Origin of the sequence: Xanthomonas sp. WHRI 6106 (assembly GCF_040202405.1) — a bacterium.
GTDB lineage: Bacteria > Pseudomonadota > Gammaproteobacteria > Xanthomonadales > Xanthomonadaceae > Xanthomonas > Xanthomonas cannabis.
Genome location: NZ_JBEGFC010000001.1, coordinates 615,503 through 632,614, shown reverse-complemented (window position 1 = coordinate 632,614; position 17,112 = coordinate 615,503). Strand labels below are relative to the sequence as shown.

Here is a 17,112-nt window from a genome sequence, read left to right as displayed (position 1 = left end):
TCGGTGTTATAGTTGAATACAACACCAGTCATCCAACGCAGGGGGAAAGCATGAACAGCACACGTGTCACGCGACCAGTTCCGCTGTTGCTGTTCGGCAGCACCCTGTTTGCCATTGGTTGGCTGGGAGCCGCTTCCAGTCAGGTGACGGAGTCCGGCGCCGATTATGGCGTGTCGGAAGCGGTTACGGAAAATGCGACAACTCCCCCCGAAGCGCGCGCCCGGCCTGGCCGGCATCCGCGCGCCTCGCTGTCGATGCCCTATTTCTCCTTCGCGCAGGTTCTGCGCCCACGGAGCTGATCATGAACGACATCCAATGGAGCGACGGCGCTCCCATCTACCGCCAACTCAAGGAACGGGTCATTGCCATGATGCTCGATGGAATCCTCAAGCCGGGCGATGCCCTGCCCTCGGTGCGCCAGGTGGCGGCGGACTATCAATTGAATCCGATCACCGTCTCGCGCGCCTATCAGGAACTGGCCGACGAGAACCTGGTGGAAAAACGCCGCGGCCTGGGCATGTTCATGACCCCGGAAGCCGCACAGAAGCTGCGCGGCAGCGAACGCGAGCGTTTCTTGAATGAAGAATGGCCGGCGGTGCTGGAACGCATCCAGCGCCTGGGCCTGTCCATCGACGATCTGTTGCCACAGGGGAAAACACCATGACCGCCGTCTCCACCGACCATGTCGTCGACGCCCGCGGCCTGCGCAAGGCCTACAAACACCGCCTGGCGCTGGACAACACCAGCTTCACCATCGCCGCCGGCCGCATCGTCGGCCTGATCGGCCCCAACGGCGCCGGCAAGACCACCGCACTGAAGGCGGTACTGGGCCTGACCGACTTCGACGGCGAGCTGCGCGTGCTGGGCTTGGACCCGCGCACCCAGCGCAACGCGCTAATGAACGAGGTCTGCTTCATCGCCGACGTGGCGGTGCTGCCGCGCTGGCTGCGGGTTGGTGAGGCGATCGATTTCGTCGCCGGCGTGCATCCGCGCTTCGATCGCGCAAAGTGCGAGCGCTTCCTGGCCAACACCCAGCTCAACCGCAAGTCGCGGGTGCGCGAATTGTCCAAGGGCATGATCGTGCAGTTGCATCTGGCGCTGGTGATGGCCATCGACGCGCGCATCCTGGTGCTGGACGAACCCACCCTTGGGCTGGACATCCTCTACCGCAAGCAGTTCTACCAGCGCCTGCTGGAGGATTACTTCGACGAGCAGAAGACCATCATCGTCACCACGCACCAGGTCGAGGAGATCGAACACATCCTCACCGATGTGATGTTCATCCGCGACGGCCGCATCGTGCTGACTGCCGACATGGAGGACGTGGCGCAGCGCTACACCGAAGTGCTGGTCGGTGCCGAGCACCTCGACGCCGCGCGAACACTGACGCCGATCGACGAACGCGCCCTGCCCTTCGGCAAGACGGTGATGTTGTTCGACGGCGTGCCCAAAGCGCAGCTCGCCGGCTTTGGAGAAACCCGCAATCCCGGCCTGGCCGACCTGTTTGTTGCCGTCATGAAGGGGACCTACGCATGAATGCCATGACCAACCACGCATCGCCTGCCCGCACCTTCGGCTGGCTGCTCAAACGCGAATACTGGGAACACCGTGGCGGCTTCGTGTGGGCGCAGGTGATCACCGGCGGCATTGCGGTGTTCTTCGCGCTGCTGGGCGCGGTGATCGGTGCGATCACGGCGCGCCGCAACATGGTTGGCGACAGCGTCAACCTGGACGACATGGCCGAGTACACCCGCACCCTGGGCCAGGTGGGCGACGGCCTGCTGCTGGGCGGGATCGGCATCGCCTCGGTGGTACTGGCCTTCGTGGTGTTCTTCTATGCGCTAGGCAGCCTGTACGACGACCGCCGCGACCGCAGCGTGCTGTTCTGGAAATCGCTGCCGGTCTCCGACGTGCAGACCGTGCTGTCCAAGGCCGCCTGGGCGCTGTTGCTGGCGCCGCTGATCGCCATTGCGATCGGTCTGGTGGTGGGGCTGGCGCTGTGGCTGATCGCCATCGGCGGCGCGTTGATCGCCGGTGCGCCCAGCCCCTGGGCCATGGCCACGCACTCGCATCCGTTCGCGCTACTGTGGTTGCTGCTCAAGACCGTGCCGATGAGCCTGCTGTGGTCGTTGCCCACCATCGGCTGGCTGATGTTCTGCTCCGCCTGGGCCCAGAGCAAGCCGTTCCTGTGGGCGGTGCTGTTCCCGCTGCTGGCCTGCGTGATGCTGAGCATCCTTGCGGCGATGCCTGGCGTGTCGCTGCCGATCGGCTGGATCTGGTACATCGTCGGCTACCGCGGCCTGCTCAGCGTGCTGCCGGGCACCTGGTCGCCGCGTGCGGTCAGCGGCAACCTGGACAGCAGCGCCATGCAGAACCCCAGCGACCTGGTGCAGTGGGCCCTGCAGCACACCGACAGCGCACGCGTCTACGGCAATGCCGACATCTGGATCGGCGCCGCCATCGGTGTCGCCTTGATCGTCGCCTCCATCTACCTGCGCCGCCGGCGCTCCGAAGCCTGAAGGACATTCCATGCGCCTGCCCCTGACCCTGGCCCTTCTGTTCGCATTGCCCGGCGCCGCGGCTGCCGAAGAGCAATGCAAGTACTCCGAGCCGCGCAGCCTGGAGCTGCAACTGGCGGGAGTGAAGTCGGTGTTGTTCGAAGTCGCCTCCAACGACCTGCGTGTGGACGCCGCGCCCGGTACAGGCGGACGCCTGCAAGGCCGCGCCTGTGCGGCCAAGGCCGAACTGCTCAAGCACCTGACCGTGACCCAGAAGCGGGTCGGCGACAAGCTGGTGGTGACCCTGGCCGAAGACCGCCTGATCCGCATGTCCATCGGCGAAAACTATTCGTATCTGGACCTGCGCGGCAGCGTGCCGAACACCCTGCTGGTGCAGTTCGATGTGGGTTCCGGTGATGCCGAGATCACCGGTGCCGCATCCGTCAGCGCCGATGTCGGTTCGGGCGATATGACCGTCCGCCGCAGCAAGGGACGTGTCACCGCCAAGGTGGGCTCCGGCGACATCGAGCTGGAGGATATCGGTGCGCTGCGTGTGCTGGCGGTGGGCTCGGGCGATCTGAAGGCAAAGCAGATCCATGGCGCAACCGACGTCGGTACGGTCGGCTCTGGCGAGGTCAAACTGCGCGACGTGGCAGGCAACGTCACCGTCGGCACCGTGGGGTCGGGCGAGATGGAGATCGAGGACGTGCAGGGAAGCGTTCGGGTCGAGGCGATCAGCTCCGGCTCGATCCATGTGCGCAAGGTCAGTGGCGATGTCGGCCTCGTGCGCAAGGGCAGCGGCGACATCAGCGCCAGCGACGTGGGCGGCGCCACGCGCGTGCCGGCGGACAAGTAACTCTTCATTTGGGGGATAGCTTATGAAACTGCTTATTTCTGCGGTAATGGCCAGCGTGTTGCTGGTGGGCTGCGGCAAGTCCGAGCCGAAGGTGGTGGTGTCGGGCGAGAACGACAGCGGCGGCGTGACCTTCAACGGCAAGAGCGTGACGCTCAAGCGCAGCGGCTTGCCCGCGGCGACCATCAGTGCCGACGGTGCGCTCAGCATCGACGGTAAACCGGTGAACTTGAACGACATGCAGCATCAGGCGATGCGCAATTACTACGCGCAGATCCAGGGCGTTGCGGCCAAGGGCATCGATATCGGTACGCAGGGCGCGGCATTCGGCGCGCATGCCGCCGGCGAAGCGCTCAAAGGCGTGCTGAGCGGCAACACGGACCAGATCGGCGACAAGATCGAAGCCGAAGCGGAGACCTTCAAACAGAAGACCATGCTGATCTGCGATCAGCTGGACAAGTTACGCGGCGCGCAGGATGCCGCAACCCGTGCCGTGCCCGAATTTGGACCCTATGCCAATCTCACCCAGAAGGATGTTGCCGACTGCCGCGATTGAGGGCGGCGAGCGGAGTGAGGCAGCGGCTCGGCTCCGCGGCGGTCGCCGTCGTGCTTGCGACCACTGCATCGGACTGGTCGGACATCGCCGCAGCCACTGGCCGGCACTCTGCGCACGGGTGAACATGCAATGCGTCAGCGGCGCACGATGATCGTGTTGCAACCGCTGGTTGGCGCACCCCTGCGATGGTTTGTCAGCTCTGCCGACCACACGCGCCGGCACCCGCAGACCGCGGCGGGATTACACTAGTGCGCTCCCCTCCGGCCCACCGATCCCATGAACAAGTTCGTGATGCTCTGCATGGCGCTGTTGCTGTGCACACTCGCCGCCTGCGGCGATCAGTCGTCCCGGCGTGCCGAACGTGGCAAGCCGCGCGTCGCCATCACCACGCAGTCGGTGATGATCCGTCGCCCGCCTGCCGCCAACGCGGAGATCACCCCGGACGGCACCCTCAAGATCGACGATATCGCGCTACCGCAGAAGGAGCCGACCCGCGCCAAGCTGCAACTGCTGTTCGGGCACCTGCAGGTGCTGCGCCAGCAGGCGGTCAACGACGCCGGCCCGGATCCGGAATACAAGTCGATCAAGCTGACCGCCACACCCGAGATCCAGACGCTCAGCAGCCAATTGCTGGATGAGATTCCGTCGCTGCAGCCGTATCGCGAAAGCTTTGGCAACATCCAGGCCGAGCGGCACTGAGTCGCCGGCCAAGTCCGCGCAAATCAGTAGATTGGCGCGAGACCGTGTAGGAGCCCACTGGTGCGCGATGGGGCCTTATCGGGAAGGCTTCATCGCGCCCAGGCGCGCTCCTACATCCGCACGCGCGTTCAGTGGTCAGCCACCGCCACCACTGCTGCCGGCCTGGATGCCACCACGCGTCAGCGCGGCCGGATCCAGCAAACGGCGCAGATCCGCTTCGCCGAGCCCGCTGTCTTCCAGCGCCACGTCCAGCACCGGGCGCTGTTCCTTGTAGGCACGTTTGGCGATCGCGGCGGCCTTCTCGTAGCCGATGATCGGGTTGAGCGCGGTCACCAGGATCGGATTGCGGTCCAGGGCCTCGCGCACGCGCTCCTGGCGCACCTTCAATCCGGCGATGGCGTTATCGGCCAGCAGCCGCGACACATTGCCCAGTAGCGTGATCGAATCCAGCAGGTTGTAGGCGATCAGCGGCAGGGTCACGTTCAACTGGAAATTGCCGGTCTGCCCGGCCACGGTGATCGCGGTGTGGTGGCCGATGACCTGCGCGCATGCCATGACCGTGGCCTCGGGAATCACCGGATTGACCTTGCCGGGCATGATCGAGCTGCCAGGCTGCAACGCCGGCAGTTCGATCTCGCCCAGGCCCGCCAACGGGCCGGCATTCATCCAGCGCAGGTCGTTGGCGATCTTGATGAGTGCAACGGCCAGTGCATTGAGCTGGCCCGACAACTCCACCGCATCGTCCTGCGCAGCCAGGCCTTCGAACTTGTTCTGCGCACTTTCAAACTTGGCCCCGCTCAGGCTGGACAAGGCCTTGGCCACCTTGGCGCCGAAACGCGGATCGGCATTGATGCCGGTGCCGATCGCGGTGCCGCCCAGCGGCAGCCTCCGCAACCGCTTGAGCGCATCGTCAATGCGCTCCTGCGCCGAACTCAGCTGCGCCGACCAGGCACCGAATTCCTGCCCGAACGTCAGCGGCATCGCATCCATCAAGTGCGTGCGCCCGGTCTTGACGATCTTGTCCAGCGACTTGGCGCGCTTGTCGATGGTCTTGCGCAGGTGCTTGAGTGCCGGCTGCAGATGGTCCTGCACCGCAAGCAACGCAGAGACGCGGATGGCAGTGGGGATCACATCGTTGGAACTCTGGCCAAGATTGACGTGGTCGTTGGGATGCACCGCATCCTTGCCGGCGCGCGTGGCCAACGTGGCGATCACCTCGTTGGCATTCATGTTGGACGAGGTACCCGAGCCGGTCTGGTACACATCGATCGGAAACTGCGCATCGTGCGTGCCATCGGCCACCTGCAATGCCGCATCCTGCACGGTCTTGCCGATCGACTTCGGCAACAGCCCCAGGTCGGCATTGACGCCTGCGGCAGCGGCCTTGATCAGCCCCAGCGCGCGAATGAAACCGCGCGGCATCGGCTGGCCGGACACCGGGAAATTCTGTACTGCACGCTGGGTCTGCGCGCCCCACAACGCATCGGCGGGCACCTGCAATTGCCCCATGCTGTCGTGTTCGGTCCTGAAACGTTCGCTCATCTGCACTCTCCGCACGTAGTGGTGGTGGTGACGCAATGGCTGGCAGCGGGCGCACCCACGCTGGCGAGGCCCACTACGATACCCGCTGGCGACGTTGCGACGATGTCATCGCAACACGTGCACTAGACTGAGCATCGATCCATACGAGATACCACGCTGCCATGGGCGACGACCCTGACTGTAGACACGCAGGCCCTGCGTTCTTTTTTGCGACCTCGCCCACCACGGTGCACGCCCATCGGTTGACGCCGGCACGCAGCGGCGCCGCAGCATGCGGAGGCGAACATGCTCGCTAATGTGCTGCTGCTGTGCGTCGCGCTGTTGCTGGTGCTGTTGAACGGGTTTTTCGTTGCTGCCGAATTTGCGCTGGTCAAGCTGCGTCACACCCAGGCCGTTGGCCTGGCGCAGACCAACGGGTGGCGCGGCCGCCTGCTGCTGGGCGTGCATGCGCATCTGGATGCGTACCTGTCGGCCTGCCAGCTCGGCATCACCCTGGCCTCGCTCGGGCTGGGCTGGGTCGGCGAGCCGGCCTTTGCGCACCTGCTGGCGCCGGTGTTCGATATGTTGGGCATGTCGCCCGAGGCGGCGCAGTTCACCGCCCTGGCCATCGCCTTCAGCCTGATTTCCTTCCTGCACATCGTGCTGGGCGAGCTCGCCCCCAAGACCATGGCGATCCGGCGCCCGGAGCGCATGTCGCTGTGGACCGCAGCGCCACTGTACGTCTTCTACTGGATCATGTTTCCGGCGATCTGGCTGCTCAATACCAGCGCCAACCGATTACTGCGACTGCTGGGCTGGGGCGATGTGGAGCATCAGTCGCACCGCTATTCGCGCGAAGAATTGAAGCTGATTGTGGGACGCCAGGACCCCAACGCGCCCACGCCGGACCATGGGTTGGCCCTGATGAGCCATGCGCTGGACCTGCCGGATCTGGTGGCCGGCGACCTGATGCGCCCGCGCGAGCACCTGCGCAGCCTGCGCGACGGCATGACGCTGGAGGCGGTACTCGCCGAATTCAGCGAATCGCGCTACAGCCGCTACCCCTGGTTCGACGCCGATGGCGAGCAGGTGCTGGGCATCCTGCACACCAAGGATCTGTTGGTGGCGATGGCGCGCGGCCAGGACCTGGACGATCTGCGCCCGCTGCTGCGCCCCCCGACGCTGCTGCCCCTGGAAACCCCGATCCCCAGCGCGCTGGAGCAGTTCCGCACCGGCACCACCCATCTGGCGCTGTGCGTGGAAGACGAAGGCCGCATCCTGGGCTTCTTCACCCTGGAAGACCTGCTGGAAGTGGTGGTCGGCGAGATCGAGGACGAGCACCGCCATGTGGTGCGCGACGCGCCGGTGCGCAGCCAGGACGGCTCGCTGCTGGTGGCCGGCAGCACCTCGATCTTCCGCCTGGAACGCCTGCTCGGCCAGGACCTGAGCGCTCCGGACCATGTCAATTCGGTCGGCGGGCTGATCGTGCATCAGCTGCAGCGGCTGCCCGAAGAAGGCGAAACCCTGGAGCTGGACGGCCACGCGCTGACCGTGCGGCGCATGGCCGGCCACCGCATCCAGGCAGTGACGGTGCGGCCGGTAGGCGAAGCCGGCGCCGGGGCGGCGTAGAATACCGGCCCCGCCAGCTTCCCAGTGCCCTTCCCATGTCGGATTCCGCCCTGCTCGCCCTGTCCCCGCTCGACGGCCGCTATGCCTCCAAAGTGGACGCGCTGCGCCCGATCTTTTCCGAATACGGCCTGATCAGGGCGCGGGTGAAGGTTGAGATCGAGTGGCTGCTGGCCCTGGCCGCCGAGCCGGGCATTGCCGAGCTGGCGCCGTTTTCTACCGCCGCCAGCCAGCGCCTGCGTGCGCTGGCCGACGATTTCAGCGTGACGCATGCCGCGCGGGTCAAGGAGATCGAGCGCACCACCAACCACGACGTCAAGGCGGTGGAGTACTTCATCAAGGAACAGCTCGCCGGCGACGCCGAGCTGGGCCCGGCGCTGGAATTCGTGCACTTTGCCTGCACCAGCGAGGACATCAACAACCTCAGCTACGGCCTGATGCTGGAGCAGGCGCGCCGCGAGGTCCTGCTGCCCGCGCTCGACGGCATCACCGCCTCGCTGCGCACGCTGGCGCATGCCCAGGCTGCCCAGCCGATGCTCTCGCGCACGCACGGCCAGACCGCTTCGCCGACCACGCTTGGCAAGGAAATCGCCAATGTGGTCGCGCGCCTGGAGCGCCAGCGCAAGCAGATCGCCGCCGTGGAACTGACCGGCAAGATCAACGGCGCGGTCGGCAACTACAACGCGCACCTGGTGTCGTATCCGCAGCTGGATTGGGCCGAGTTCGCACAGCGCTTCGTCGAGAGCCTGGGCCTGGTGTTCAACCCGTACACCACCCAGATCGAGCCGCACGACAACGTGGCCGAAATCGGCGACGCCAGCCGCCGCGCCAACACCATCCTGATCGACCTGTCGCGCGACATCTGGGGCTACATCTCGCTGGGCTATTTCAAGCAGAAACTCAAGGAAGGCGAAGTCGGCTCGTCCACGATGCCGCACAAGGTCAACCCGATCGACTTCGAAAATGCCGAAGGCAATTTCGGCATCGCCAACGCACTGTTCGAGCACTTCTCGGCCAAGTTGCCGATCAGCCGCTGGCAGCGCGACCTCACCGACTCCACTGTCTTGCGTGCGCTGGGCACCGCGTTCGGCCACACCCAGGTGGCGCTGGATTCGCTGGCCAAGGGCCTGGGCAAGCTGACCGTCAATCCCGAGCGCCTGGATGCCGACCTCGATGCGGCCTGGGAAGTGCTGGCCGAAGCCGTGCAGACGGTGATGCGCCGCCACGGCCTGCCCAATCCGTACGAGCAATTGAAGGCACTGACGCGTGGCCAGGGCATCACCGCCGCCTCGATGCAGGCCTTCGTGGAAAGCCTGCAGCTGCCGGAAGACGACAAACAGCGCCTGCGTGCACTCACCCCGGGCGGCTACATCGGCCTGGCCGAGCAGCTGGCACGCGCGGTCTGATCGCCTTCGGGACCGGCGTCATGGCAACAACCGGACGCGGCTGCAGTCCGGCGCCGGCCGCGGTCGCCAGCCGCGCAACCGGCGCGCGCCTTGCCGCCGGACGCACGAGCGGCGTCGACGGCCTGCCGCATCGCGGCTGGTATGGTGCCGGCCTCATCCAAGCAAAGGATTTCCCATGCGCGCAGTCCGGATTAGACCTGTGCTGTTTGCATTGACCGGCATGGCCGCCTTGAGTGGCTGCAGCGCCGAGGGCCCCGCCGGCCAGGCCATGTCGTCCACGCTGACCGACCCGGCCAGCGGCGCCGATTGCGGCGGCAAGGACGTGCGGCTGACCCGTGACGACAGCGAGTGGATCCTGCACGGCGACTGCGGCACGGTTACCATCACCGCCTCGCGCGGCGCAATGAATCTGGACAAGGCCCGCGCCATTCGCGTGGAAGGCAGCAACTTCACCGTGCTCAACGCGCAGCTGGGCGAGCTCAGCGTGATCGGCCACGACAACACGCTCAATCTGACCAATGTCGACAGCGTCGACATCCAGGGCAACAAGAACCTGGTGCTGGCGCACGACGTGAAGCAGGTGCGGTTTTCCGGCAACGACAACACCGTCAATCCGTCCAGCAGGCCCAGCCTGGATGACCGGGGCAGTGGCAACAAAGTGATGTAAGCCGCGCTGCGCGTGGTTGCCGGTGCAGCACGCGCAGCCGCTTGGGGCACACTGCCGACCAGTGGCGATGTCATGCAGGTGCCCTTGCTGCCAGAGCATCAAGCCGATCGGCGAGACACGCAGGCGCTGCATTCCAGCGCGACCTGCGTCAGCACGTCGATCGGCGCCGGCCGTTCAGGGCCGCCGTGCCGCCACTAGCCTTTGTCGAAAACAGCACGTACCCCGCTGCGGTGACCCTGTATCGGTTTCCTGATGCGGCGCACTCATGTGACATCGGACACCCGCCCTTGCGTCACAGCGGCAGGCGCCCGACCACCGTGCGGGCTGCATGGCGCCGCAGCGTTGTACAGCCAACCACCGTCATCCGCACCGCACAGGCCGAATCACCACCTCCCTGAAGCCTTGCCTGTTGCCGCCCTCGCGCGCAGGTGCAGATCCGGCGCAAGCATCGGACAATAGCGGCATTCGCGCCGGCCCTGCCCGCGCCCCAGTCTTCCGTCGATACCCTGCAAGGACCCCCCATGGCTGCACGTAAGGCAACCCCTCCCGTCATCGAAGTCCAGGCCCGCCCGGGTCAGCCGTTGGGCATGCCGGTGGAGCGCTTTCTGCGCAACTACTGGCACAAGCACCCGCTGCTGATCCGCAATGCCTTCGCGGACTTCGCCTCGCCGCTGCAGCCGGAAGATCTGGCCGGACTGGCCTGCGAAGACGGCGTGCTGGCACGCCTGATCAGCCACGACCGCGCCACCGACAGCTGGGACGTGCGCACCGGCCCATTCCAGGAAACCGACTTCCCCGGCCTGCCCGACCATGACTGGACCCTGCTGGTGCAGGACGTGGACAAGTGGGACGCCGACGTGCGCGCACTGCTGGAGCACTTCCGCTTCCTGCCGCGCTGGCGCATCGACGACATCATGATCAGCTTCGCCGCCACCGGTGGCTCGGTCGGCGCGCATGTCGACCATTACGACGTGTTCCTGCTGCAGGGCCAGGGCCAGCGCCGCTGGCAGATCGACGCACGCACCTCGCAGGGCCGCAAGCCCACGCCGCAGGCATTCCGCGACGATGTCGACCTCAAGCTGCTGCGCGACTTCAAGCCCACCCACGACTGGGTGCTGGGCCCGGGCGACATGCTGTACCTGCCGCCACTGGTGCCGCATCACGGCGTGGCCGAAGATCCTTGCCTGACCTTCTCCATCGGCACCCGCGCCCCGTCCTCGGCCGAGCTGATCGGCGATTACCTGGACACCTTGATCGCCGATGCCGACGAAGCGGTGCGCTACCACGATGAAGACCTCAAGGTGCCGGCCGACCCGTACGAGATCGACGTCACCGCGATGAACCGCGTGGTCGCCGCGCTCAATGCGCTGCGCATGAACGACCCGGACCGCCTGGGCGACTGGTTTGGCCGGTTCATGACCACCTACCGTGCCTCCGGCGACGTGGTGCCCGCACCCGAACCGATCCCGCGCGAAGCGGTGGAACAAGCCCTGGACGAAGGCGTGGTGCTGTACCGCCACCCGTGGTCGCGGCTGGCCTGGCGGCGCGCCAAGCGCGGCGCCACGCTGTTCTGCAGCGGCCTGGAATTTGCGCTCTCCGCCAAGGACGCCGCACGCCTGGCGGCCGCCGAGGAAGTCGATGGCGCGCTGTACGGGCAGCTGACGGCACGCGGCCGCGAGGTAGTGCTGGAGCTGCTCGCCCAGGGCCATTACCAGCGCGCCCATGACGACACCCACGAGGACATCGAGCACATCGACGACGCACAGGCAGCTGCGCTGAGCGTGTCGGCCGACCACGACGCCGCAGATGACGATGCCGATAGCGTGGAAGCCGACGACGCCATCGACCACGACGCGGATGTGGAGGAGGTCGCCGACGACGCGGACACCCCGGAGGAGCGCGTCGATGCCGTCGAAGTGGACCTCGGCGAAGACGAGGACGAGGACGAGAACGGCGAAGAAGATGCCTCGGACAGCGACGAAGACGAAGGCAACTCTCCGCGCACATGAGCCCGCACGGCAGGCCACGGATCGTTTCGCTGGACCCGGCTAAAGACGCCGCTGCCTTGCGTGCGCTGCGCCTGGCCTGGGGCAGCGCGGCCCCGGGCGGTCCGGCCGAGACCGAGTGGGACGCGCTGGATCCGCTCAGCCTGCACCTGGCCGCGCGGACCGAGGAGGGCCAACTGGTCGCCTCGGTCCGGCTGACCCCGGACCGGCGCATCGACCGGCTCGGCCTGCTGCCGGACTGGCGCCGCCGCGGTCTGTCCGACCAGCTGCTCGCCGCCGCCGTGGCCAGTGCCGCCCAGCGTGGCTGGCCACGCCTGCAGGCCCGCGTCACCGCAGGCGCCGAGGCGGTCTTCGCACGCCAGGGCTTTCTTCCCGACGGCCCGGCCAACCTGTCACCCGACTGCAGCGCCGATGCCGTCGATCCACCCGGCACGCCGGTCCATCGCCGGCTCGACGGCCCCATGGCGGTGGATACCCTCGGTGCGGCCCTGGCCGCCACCACCGGCCTGCTGTGCAGCGCGCGGCGGCAATTGCTGATCTACACCCGCGCCCTGGACCCGCCCCTGTTCGACAATCCCGGGGTACTGGATGCACTGCGACGCTTCGCCACTGCACGCCACGACAAGCGCGTGCAGGTGCTGGTGCAGGACACCGCCAGCGCCACGGCCAGCAGCAGCGCGATGTTGCGTCTGGCCCAGCGCCTGCCCAGCGTGTTCCGGTTCCGCGCCGTCAGCGATCCTGTCGATACCAGTTATGCATCTGCATATGTGGTCGGCGATGACGCCTACTACTTTCGTCCAACAGGCCATCGTTTCGACGACGGCGAAACCTGGCTGTCCGGCGCGGCCCGCAGTCGCCAGCTGGAGCGCGAATTCGCGCAGATATGGGAGCGCAGCGCGCTCTGGAACGAGCCGCGCGCGCTCGGCATCTGACGCCGCAACGCCCTTGCCACGTAGGCACGATGCCGATTGGTCTACCCCGCCGGTCAGCTCGCAGACGCCCCCTCACCAGCGCAAGGGGGTATAATTTTTCGAGATTCGATACCGACCGATAGGGCATCTCGCCCTGCCGCTTCCGAACAGTCATCCCCACAGCAGACCCGACTTACCATCGTGGATAATCTCCTAAAGCAGTTCGCGCAGTCATCGCAGCTCGCCGGCGGCAACGCCGCCTATATCGAGGATCTGTACGAGCAGTACCTCGTCGCCCCGGACAGTGTCGATCCGAAGTGGAAGAGTTATTTCGACGGCTTCAATGGTCGCGATGCCGGTGATGTGCCGCACTCGGCGGCCATTGCCCACATCCTCAGCGCCTCCAAGCAGGCCGCCAATGCCGGGACCGGCGCGGGCGCCAGCGACGAGCGCGAGCGCAATGTCGGCCGCTTGATCACTGCCTACCGTGCGCGCGGTCACCTGGGCGCGCAGCTCGATCCGCTCGGGCTCACCCCGCCGGTCAACCCGCCCGATCTGGACCTGCCGTTCCACAGCCTCTCGCAGGCGGACATGGACAGCGAGTTCAGCACCGGTGGCGTCGGCGGCCAGCCGCGGATGAAGCTGAAGGATCTGCTGGCCCGCCTGAAGGCGACCTATGCCAGCACCATCGGCGCAGAGTTCATGCACATTCAGGAGTTCGACCAGCGCCAGTGGATCTACCGGCGCCTGGAAGATGCGGGCGGCCGGATTGCCGGCGATGCGACCAGCCGCAAGCGCACCCTGGAGCGGCTCACCGCCGCCGAAGGCCTGGAGCGCTACCTGCACACCAAGTACGTCGGTCAGAAGCGTTTTTCGCTGGAAGGCGGCGACTCGCTGATTCCGATGATGGACGAGATCATTCGCCAGTCCGGCAACGATCAGGTCAAGGACATCGTGATCGGCATGGCCCACCGCGGCCGTCTCAACGTGCTGGTCAATACGCTGGGCAAGAATCCGCGCAAGCTGTTCGACGAATTCGAAGGCAAGTTCGAGCATGCCCATGACGACCGCGCGCACACCGGCGACGTCAAGTACCACATGGGCTTCTCGGCCGACATCGCCGTCGGCACCGACAAGCAGGTGCATCTGGCACTGGCGTTCAATCCCTCGCACCTGGAAATCGTCGACCCGGTCGTGGTGGGCAGTGTGCGTTCGCGCCAGGAGCGTTTCGGCGATGCCGAGCGCAAGAGCGTGCTGCCGATCCTGATCCACGGCGATGCCGCGTTTGCCGGCCAGGGCGTGGTGATGGAGCTGTTCCAGATGTCGCAGGCACGCGGTTTCGCGGTCGGCGGCACGGTGCACATCGTGGTCAACAACCAGATCGGCTTCACCACCAGCACCCGCGACGACGCCCGCTCCACGTTGTACTGCACGGACGTGGCCAAGATGATCGGCGCGCCGGTCTTCCACGTGAACGGCGACGACCCGGACGCGGTGATGTTCGTGTCCAAGCTGGCCTACGAATTCCGCCAGCAGTTCAAGAAGGACGTGGTCATCGACCTGGTCTGCTACCGCCGTTGGGGCCATAACGAGGCCGATGAACCGGCAGCGACCCAGCCGGTGATGTACCAGACCATCCGCAAGCACAAGACCACCCGCGAGCTCTACGCCGCCAAGCTGGAAAGCGAGGGCGTGCTGAGTGCCGACGAGGCCAAGGCGCTGGTGGACGGCTACCGCAACAAGCTGGATTCGGGCGAGTACACCACCGAACTGGCCAAGCGCAAGCCTGACGAATTCGCCATCGATTGGTCCAAGTATCTGGTCGGCACCGCCGCCGATCCAGTGGACACGCGCGTCAAGCGCGATCAGCTGGACCGTCTGGCCAAGCTGATCACCACGATTCCGGAAGGCGTCGAGCTGCACGCCCGCGTTGCCAAGATCTACGACGACCGCGTCAAGATGGCCGCCGGCGATCAGCTCGGCGACTGGGGCTTTGCCGAAAACCTGGCCTATGCCACCTTGCTGGCCGAAGGCCACAAGCTGCGCCTGGTGGGCCAGGATGCCGGTCGTGGCACGTTCTTCCACCGCCATGCGATCCTGCATGACCAGAAGAACGACAACTACTATCTGCCGCTGCGCCAGCTGGTCGAGAACCCGGAAGACGCCACCATCATCGATTCGCTGCTCAGCGAAGAAGCGGTGATGGGGTTTGAGTACGGCTATTCCACCACCGACCCGAATGCGCTGTGCATCTGGGAAGCGCAGTTCGGCGACTTCGCCAACGGCGCGCAGGTGGTGATCGACCAGTTCATCGCCGCCGGCGAAGCCAAATGGGGCCGTATCGCGGGCCTGTCGCTGTTCCTGCCGCACGGCTACGAAGGCCAGGGCCCGGAGCACAGCTCCGCACGCCTGGAGCGCTTCCTGCAGCTGTGCGCGCTGGAGAACATGCTGGTTTGCGTGCCAACCACCCCGGCGCAGTGCTTCCACATGATCCGGCGCCAGATGCGCATGACCACCCGCAAGCCGCTGGTGGTGATGACGCCCAAGTCGCTGCTGCGCCACAAGCTGGCGGTGTCCAGCCTGGAAGAACTGGCCGATGGGCAGTTCCAGCATCTGATCCCGGATGCCAAGGCCGACCCGGCCAAGGTCAAGCGCGTGGTGTTGTGCTCGGGCAAGGTCTATTACGACCTGCTCGAAGACCAGACCAAGCGTGGCCAGGACGATGTCGCCATCGTGCGTATCGAGCAGCTGTACCCGTTCCCGCGGGCGCAGCTGGCAGCCGAGCTCACGGGCTATGCCAATGCCACCGACGTGGTGTGGTGCCAGGAAGAACCGCAGAACCAGGGTGCGTGGTACCAGATCCGCCATCACCTCAACTTCTGTCTGGCCGGTGGCCAGAGCCTGCATTACGCCGGCCGCGCCCGTTCGCCCTCGCCTGCCGCCGGCCACATGGCCGACCACATCGCCGAACAGCAGAAGCTGGTCGCCGATGCGTTGCTCAATCCGTTCAACGACCAAGTCGCTGAATAACTCCTTCCCCAAAGAACGAAAACCCTAGGACGCTCCCCGAATGGCCACCGAAGTCAAAGTTCCGGTACTGCCCGAATCCGTTTCCGACGCCACCATCGCCAGCTGGCACAAGAAGGCCGGTGAAGCGGTCAAGCGCGACGAGAATCTGGTCGACCTGGAAACCGACAAGGTCGTGTTGGAAGTTCCTTCGCCGGTCGACGGCGTGTTGAAGGAAATCAAGTTCGAAACCGGCAGTACGGTCACCAGCAACCAGATTCTGGCGATCATCGAAGAAGGCGCCGTGGCCGCGGCTGCACCGGCTGAAGAGAAGAAGGCCGATGCACCGGCCGCTGCGGCAGCGCCTGCTGCCGCGCGGGCACCGGCTGCTGCCGCGGCACCTGCACCTGCATCCAAGTCCGCTGCAGATTCGCTGCCGCCGGGTGCGCGCTTTGCCGCGATCACCCAGGGCGTGGATCCGTCGCAGGTCGAGGGCACCGGCCGTCGCGGCGCGGTGACCAAGGAGGACATCGTCAACTTCGCCAAGGCCGGCGGCGTGGGCAAGGCCTCCGGCGCCCGCCCGGAAGAGCGCGTGGCAATGACCCGCGTGCGCAAGACCATCGCCAAGCGTCTGATGGAGTCCAAGAACTCCACCGCGATGCTGACCACCTTCAACGAGGTCAACCTGGCCAAGGTGTCGGCCGCACGCAAGGAGCTGCAGGACGAGTTCCAGAAGGCGCACGGCATCAAGCTCGGCTTCATGAGCTTCTTCGTCAAGGCCGCCGCCAACGCGCTGCAGCGCTTCCCGCTGGTCAACGCCTCGATCGACGGCGACGACATCATCTATCACGGCTACAGCGACATCTCGATTGCCGTTTCCACCGACAAGGGCCTGGTCACGCCGGTGCTGCGTAACGTCGAGCGCCAGTCGTTTGCAGAGGTCGAACAGGGCATCGCCGATTACGCCGCCAAGGCGCGCGCCGGCAAGCTGGGCCTGGACGACCTGCAGGGCGGCACCTTCACCATCACCAATGGCGGCACCTTCGGCTCGCTGCTGTCCACTCCGATCATCAACCCGCCGCAGAGCGCCATCCTGGGCATGCACGCGATCAAGGAACGTCCGATCGCCGAGAACGGCCAGGTCGTGATCGCGCCGATGATGTATCTGGCACTGTCCTACGATCACCGCATCATCGACGGCAAGGACTCGGTGCAGTTCCTGGTCGACATCAAGAACCAGCTGGAAAACCCGGGCCGCATGCTGTTCGGCCTGTAAGAGCCGGGAATCGGGAATGGAGAGTCGGGAATGGGACAAGCGCCCACCGCCCGCTCCATTCCCGCCTGGACCTGGATGGCACGCGAC

15 protein-coding genes are annotated in these 17,112 nt (G+C 66.0%); 14 read left to right on the top strand and 1 reads right to left on the bottom strand.

Features of this window, described 5'->3' with window-relative positions:
* The first annotated feature begins 50 nt into the window (after nt 1-50).
* The 7 genes from ABQZ09_RS02840 to ABQZ09_RS02810 all read left to right on the top strand — a co-directional run bounded on the left by ABQZ09_RS02840 (nt 51) and on the right by ABQZ09_RS02810 (nt 4,606).
* The gene (locus ABQZ09_RS02840; protein WP_039403185.1) at nt 51-299 is read left to right on the top strand and encodes a hypothetical protein; all 249 of its coding nucleotides are present in this window, start codon (nt 51-53) and stop codon (nt 297-299) included.
* Between the two features lie 2 nt (nt 300-301).
* Nucleotides 302-664, top strand: coding sequence for a GntR family transcriptional regulator (locus ABQZ09_RS02835; RefSeq protein ID WP_003483692.1), 363 nt, complete (start codon nt 302-304; stop codon nt 662-664).
* On the top strand, nt 661-1,536 hold the full coding sequence (locus tag ABQZ09_RS02830; protein WP_184552109.1) for an ABC transporter ATP-binding protein: 876 nt from the start codon (nt 661-663) through the stop codon (nt 1,534-1,536). Before ABQZ09_RS02835 ends, ABQZ09_RS02830 begins: the two co-directional genes overlap by 4 nt.
* Nucleotides 1,533-2,519 (top strand): ABC transporter permease, encoded by a 987-nt coding sequence (locus ABQZ09_RS02825; RefSeq protein ID WP_228313644.1) that lies wholly within the window; start codon nt 1,533-1,535, stop codon nt 2,517-2,519. The genes ABQZ09_RS02830 and ABQZ09_RS02825 overlap by 4 nt, the downstream gene beginning before the upstream one ends.
* 10 nt (nt 2,520-2,529) lie before the next feature.
* Nucleotides 2,530-3,354, top strand: a complete 825-nt coding sequence (locus ABQZ09_RS02820) for a DUF4097 family beta strand repeat-containing protein (protein WP_349776066.1) — start codon at nt 2,530-2,532, stop codon at nt 3,352-3,354.
* A gap of 22 nt (nt 3,355-3,376) precedes the next feature.
* Nucleotides 3,377-3,907 (top strand): DUF2884 family protein, encoded by a 531-nt coding sequence (locus tag ABQZ09_RS02815; RefSeq protein WP_184552113.1) that lies wholly within the window; start codon nt 3,377-3,379, stop codon nt 3,905-3,907.
* Between the two features lie 276 nt (nt 3,908-4,183).
* Nucleotides 4,184-4,606: a hypothetical protein gene (locus ABQZ09_RS02810; RefSeq protein ID WP_184552115.1), complete on the top strand. Its 423-nt coding sequence runs from the start codon at nt 4,184-4,186 to the stop codon at nt 4,604-4,606.
* Between the two features lie 135 nt (nt 4,607-4,741).
* On the opposite strand, the gene ABQZ09_RS02805 is transcribed toward ABQZ09_RS02810, so the two are convergent.
* Nucleotides 4,742-6,148 (bottom strand): class II fumarate hydratase, encoded by a 1,407-nt coding sequence (locus ABQZ09_RS02805; RefSeq protein WP_349776065.1) that lies wholly within the window; start codon nt 6,146-6,148, stop codon nt 4,742-4,744.
* A 285-nt stretch (nt 6,149-6,433) separates the two neighbouring features.
* On the opposite strand from ABQZ09_RS02805, the gene ABQZ09_RS02800 reads away from it, so the two are divergent.
* The 7 genes from ABQZ09_RS02800 to sucB all read left to right on the top strand — a co-directional run bounded on the left by ABQZ09_RS02800 (nt 6,434) and on the right by sucB (nt 17,025).
* Nucleotides 6,434-7,756 (top strand): hemolysin family protein, encoded by a 1,323-nt coding sequence (locus ABQZ09_RS02800; RefSeq protein ID WP_349776064.1) that lies wholly within the window; start codon nt 6,434-6,436, stop codon nt 7,754-7,756.
* A gap of 35 nt (nt 7,757-7,791) precedes the next feature.
* Nucleotides 7,792-9,159 (top strand): adenylosuccinate lyase, encoded by a 1,368-nt coding sequence (gene purB, locus ABQZ09_RS02795; protein ID WP_349776063.1) that lies wholly within the window; start codon nt 7,792-7,794, stop codon nt 9,157-9,159.
* Nucleotides 9,160-9,334: 175 nt separating this feature from the next.
* The gene (locus tag ABQZ09_RS02790; protein ID WP_349776062.1) at nt 9,335-9,826 is read left to right on the top strand and encodes a DUF3060 domain-containing protein; all 492 of its coding nucleotides are present in this window, start codon (nt 9,335-9,337) and stop codon (nt 9,824-9,826) included.
* 521 nt (nt 9,827-10,347) lie between these two features.
* Nucleotides 10,348-11,835: a ribosomal protein uL16 3-hydroxylase gene (locus ABQZ09_RS02785; protein ID WP_349776061.1), complete on the top strand. Its 1,488-nt coding sequence runs from the start codon at nt 10,348-10,350 to the stop codon at nt 11,833-11,835.
* Nucleotides 11,832-12,764: a GNAT family N-acetyltransferase gene (locus ABQZ09_RS02780; RefSeq protein ID WP_349776060.1), complete on the top strand. Its 933-nt coding sequence runs from the start codon at nt 11,832-11,834 to the stop codon at nt 12,762-12,764. The genes ABQZ09_RS02785 and ABQZ09_RS02780 overlap by 4 nt, the downstream gene beginning before the upstream one ends.
* A 180-nt stretch (nt 12,765-12,944) precedes the next feature.
* Nucleotides 12,945-15,773, top strand: a complete 2,829-nt coding sequence (locus ABQZ09_RS02775; protein ID WP_349776059.1) for a 2-oxoglutarate dehydrogenase E1 component — start codon at nt 12,945-12,947, stop codon at nt 15,771-15,773.
* A 40-nt stretch (nt 15,774-15,813) separates the two neighbouring features.
* A complete protein-coding gene (gene sucB, locus ABQZ09_RS02770; protein WP_349776058.1) occupies nt 15,814-17,025 on the top strand; it encodes a dihydrolipoyllysine-residue succinyltransferase in 1,212 nt (403 codons plus the stop codon).
* Nucleotides 17,026-17,112 lie beyond the last annotated feature (87 nt).

What these genes read in the sequence shown, in the direction of transcription:
- ABQZ09_RS02840 (WP_039403185.1), top strand. Translation starts at nt 51, where the DNA reads ATGAACAGCACACGTGTCACGCGACCAGTTCCGCTGTTGCTGTTCGGC.
- ABQZ09_RS02835 (WP_003483692.1), top strand. Translation starts at nt 302, where the DNA reads ATGAACGACATCCAATGGAGCGACGGCGCTCCCATCTACCGCCAACTC.
- ABQZ09_RS02830 (WP_184552109.1), top strand. Translation starts at nt 661, where the DNA reads ATGACCGCCGTCTCCACCGACCATGTCGTCGACGCCCGCGGCCTGCGC.
- ABQZ09_RS02825 (WP_228313644.1), top strand. Translation starts at nt 1,533, where the DNA reads ATGAATGCCATGACCAACCACGCATCGCCTGCCCGCACCTTCGGCTGG.
- ABQZ09_RS02820 (WP_349776066.1), top strand. Translation starts at nt 2,530, where the DNA reads ATGCGCCTGCCCCTGACCCTGGCCCTTCTGTTCGCATTGCCCGGCGCC.
- ABQZ09_RS02815 (WP_184552113.1), top strand. Translation starts at nt 3,377, where the DNA reads ATGAAACTGCTTATTTCTGCGGTAATGGCCAGCGTGTTGCTGGTGGGC.
- ABQZ09_RS02810 (WP_184552115.1), top strand. Translation starts at nt 4,184, where the DNA reads ATGAACAAGTTCGTGATGCTCTGCATGGCGCTGTTGCTGTGCACACTC.
- ABQZ09_RS02805 (WP_349776065.1), bottom strand. Translation starts at nt 6,148, where the DNA reads ATGAGCGAACGTTTCAGGACCGAACACGACAGCATGGGGCAATTGCAG.
- ABQZ09_RS02800 (WP_349776064.1), top strand. Translation starts at nt 6,434, where the DNA reads ATGCTCGCTAATGTGCTGCTGCTGTGCGTCGCGCTGTTGCTGGTGCTG.
- purB (WP_349776063.1), top strand. Translation starts at nt 7,792, where the DNA reads ATGTCGGATTCCGCCCTGCTCGCCCTGTCCCCGCTCGACGGCCGCTAT.
- ABQZ09_RS02790 (WP_349776062.1), top strand. Translation starts at nt 9,335, where the DNA reads ATGCGCGCAGTCCGGATTAGACCTGTGCTGTTTGCATTGACCGGCATG.
- ABQZ09_RS02785 (WP_349776061.1), top strand. Translation starts at nt 10,348, where the DNA reads ATGGCTGCACGTAAGGCAACCCCTCCCGTCATCGAAGTCCAGGCCCGC.
- ABQZ09_RS02780 (WP_349776060.1), top strand. Translation starts at nt 11,832, where the DNA reads ATGAGCCCGCACGGCAGGCCACGGATCGTTTCGCTGGACCCGGCTAAA.
- sucB (WP_349776058.1), top strand. Translation starts at nt 15,814, where the DNA reads ATGGCCACCGAAGTCAAAGTTCCGGTACTGCCCGAATCCGTTTCCGAC.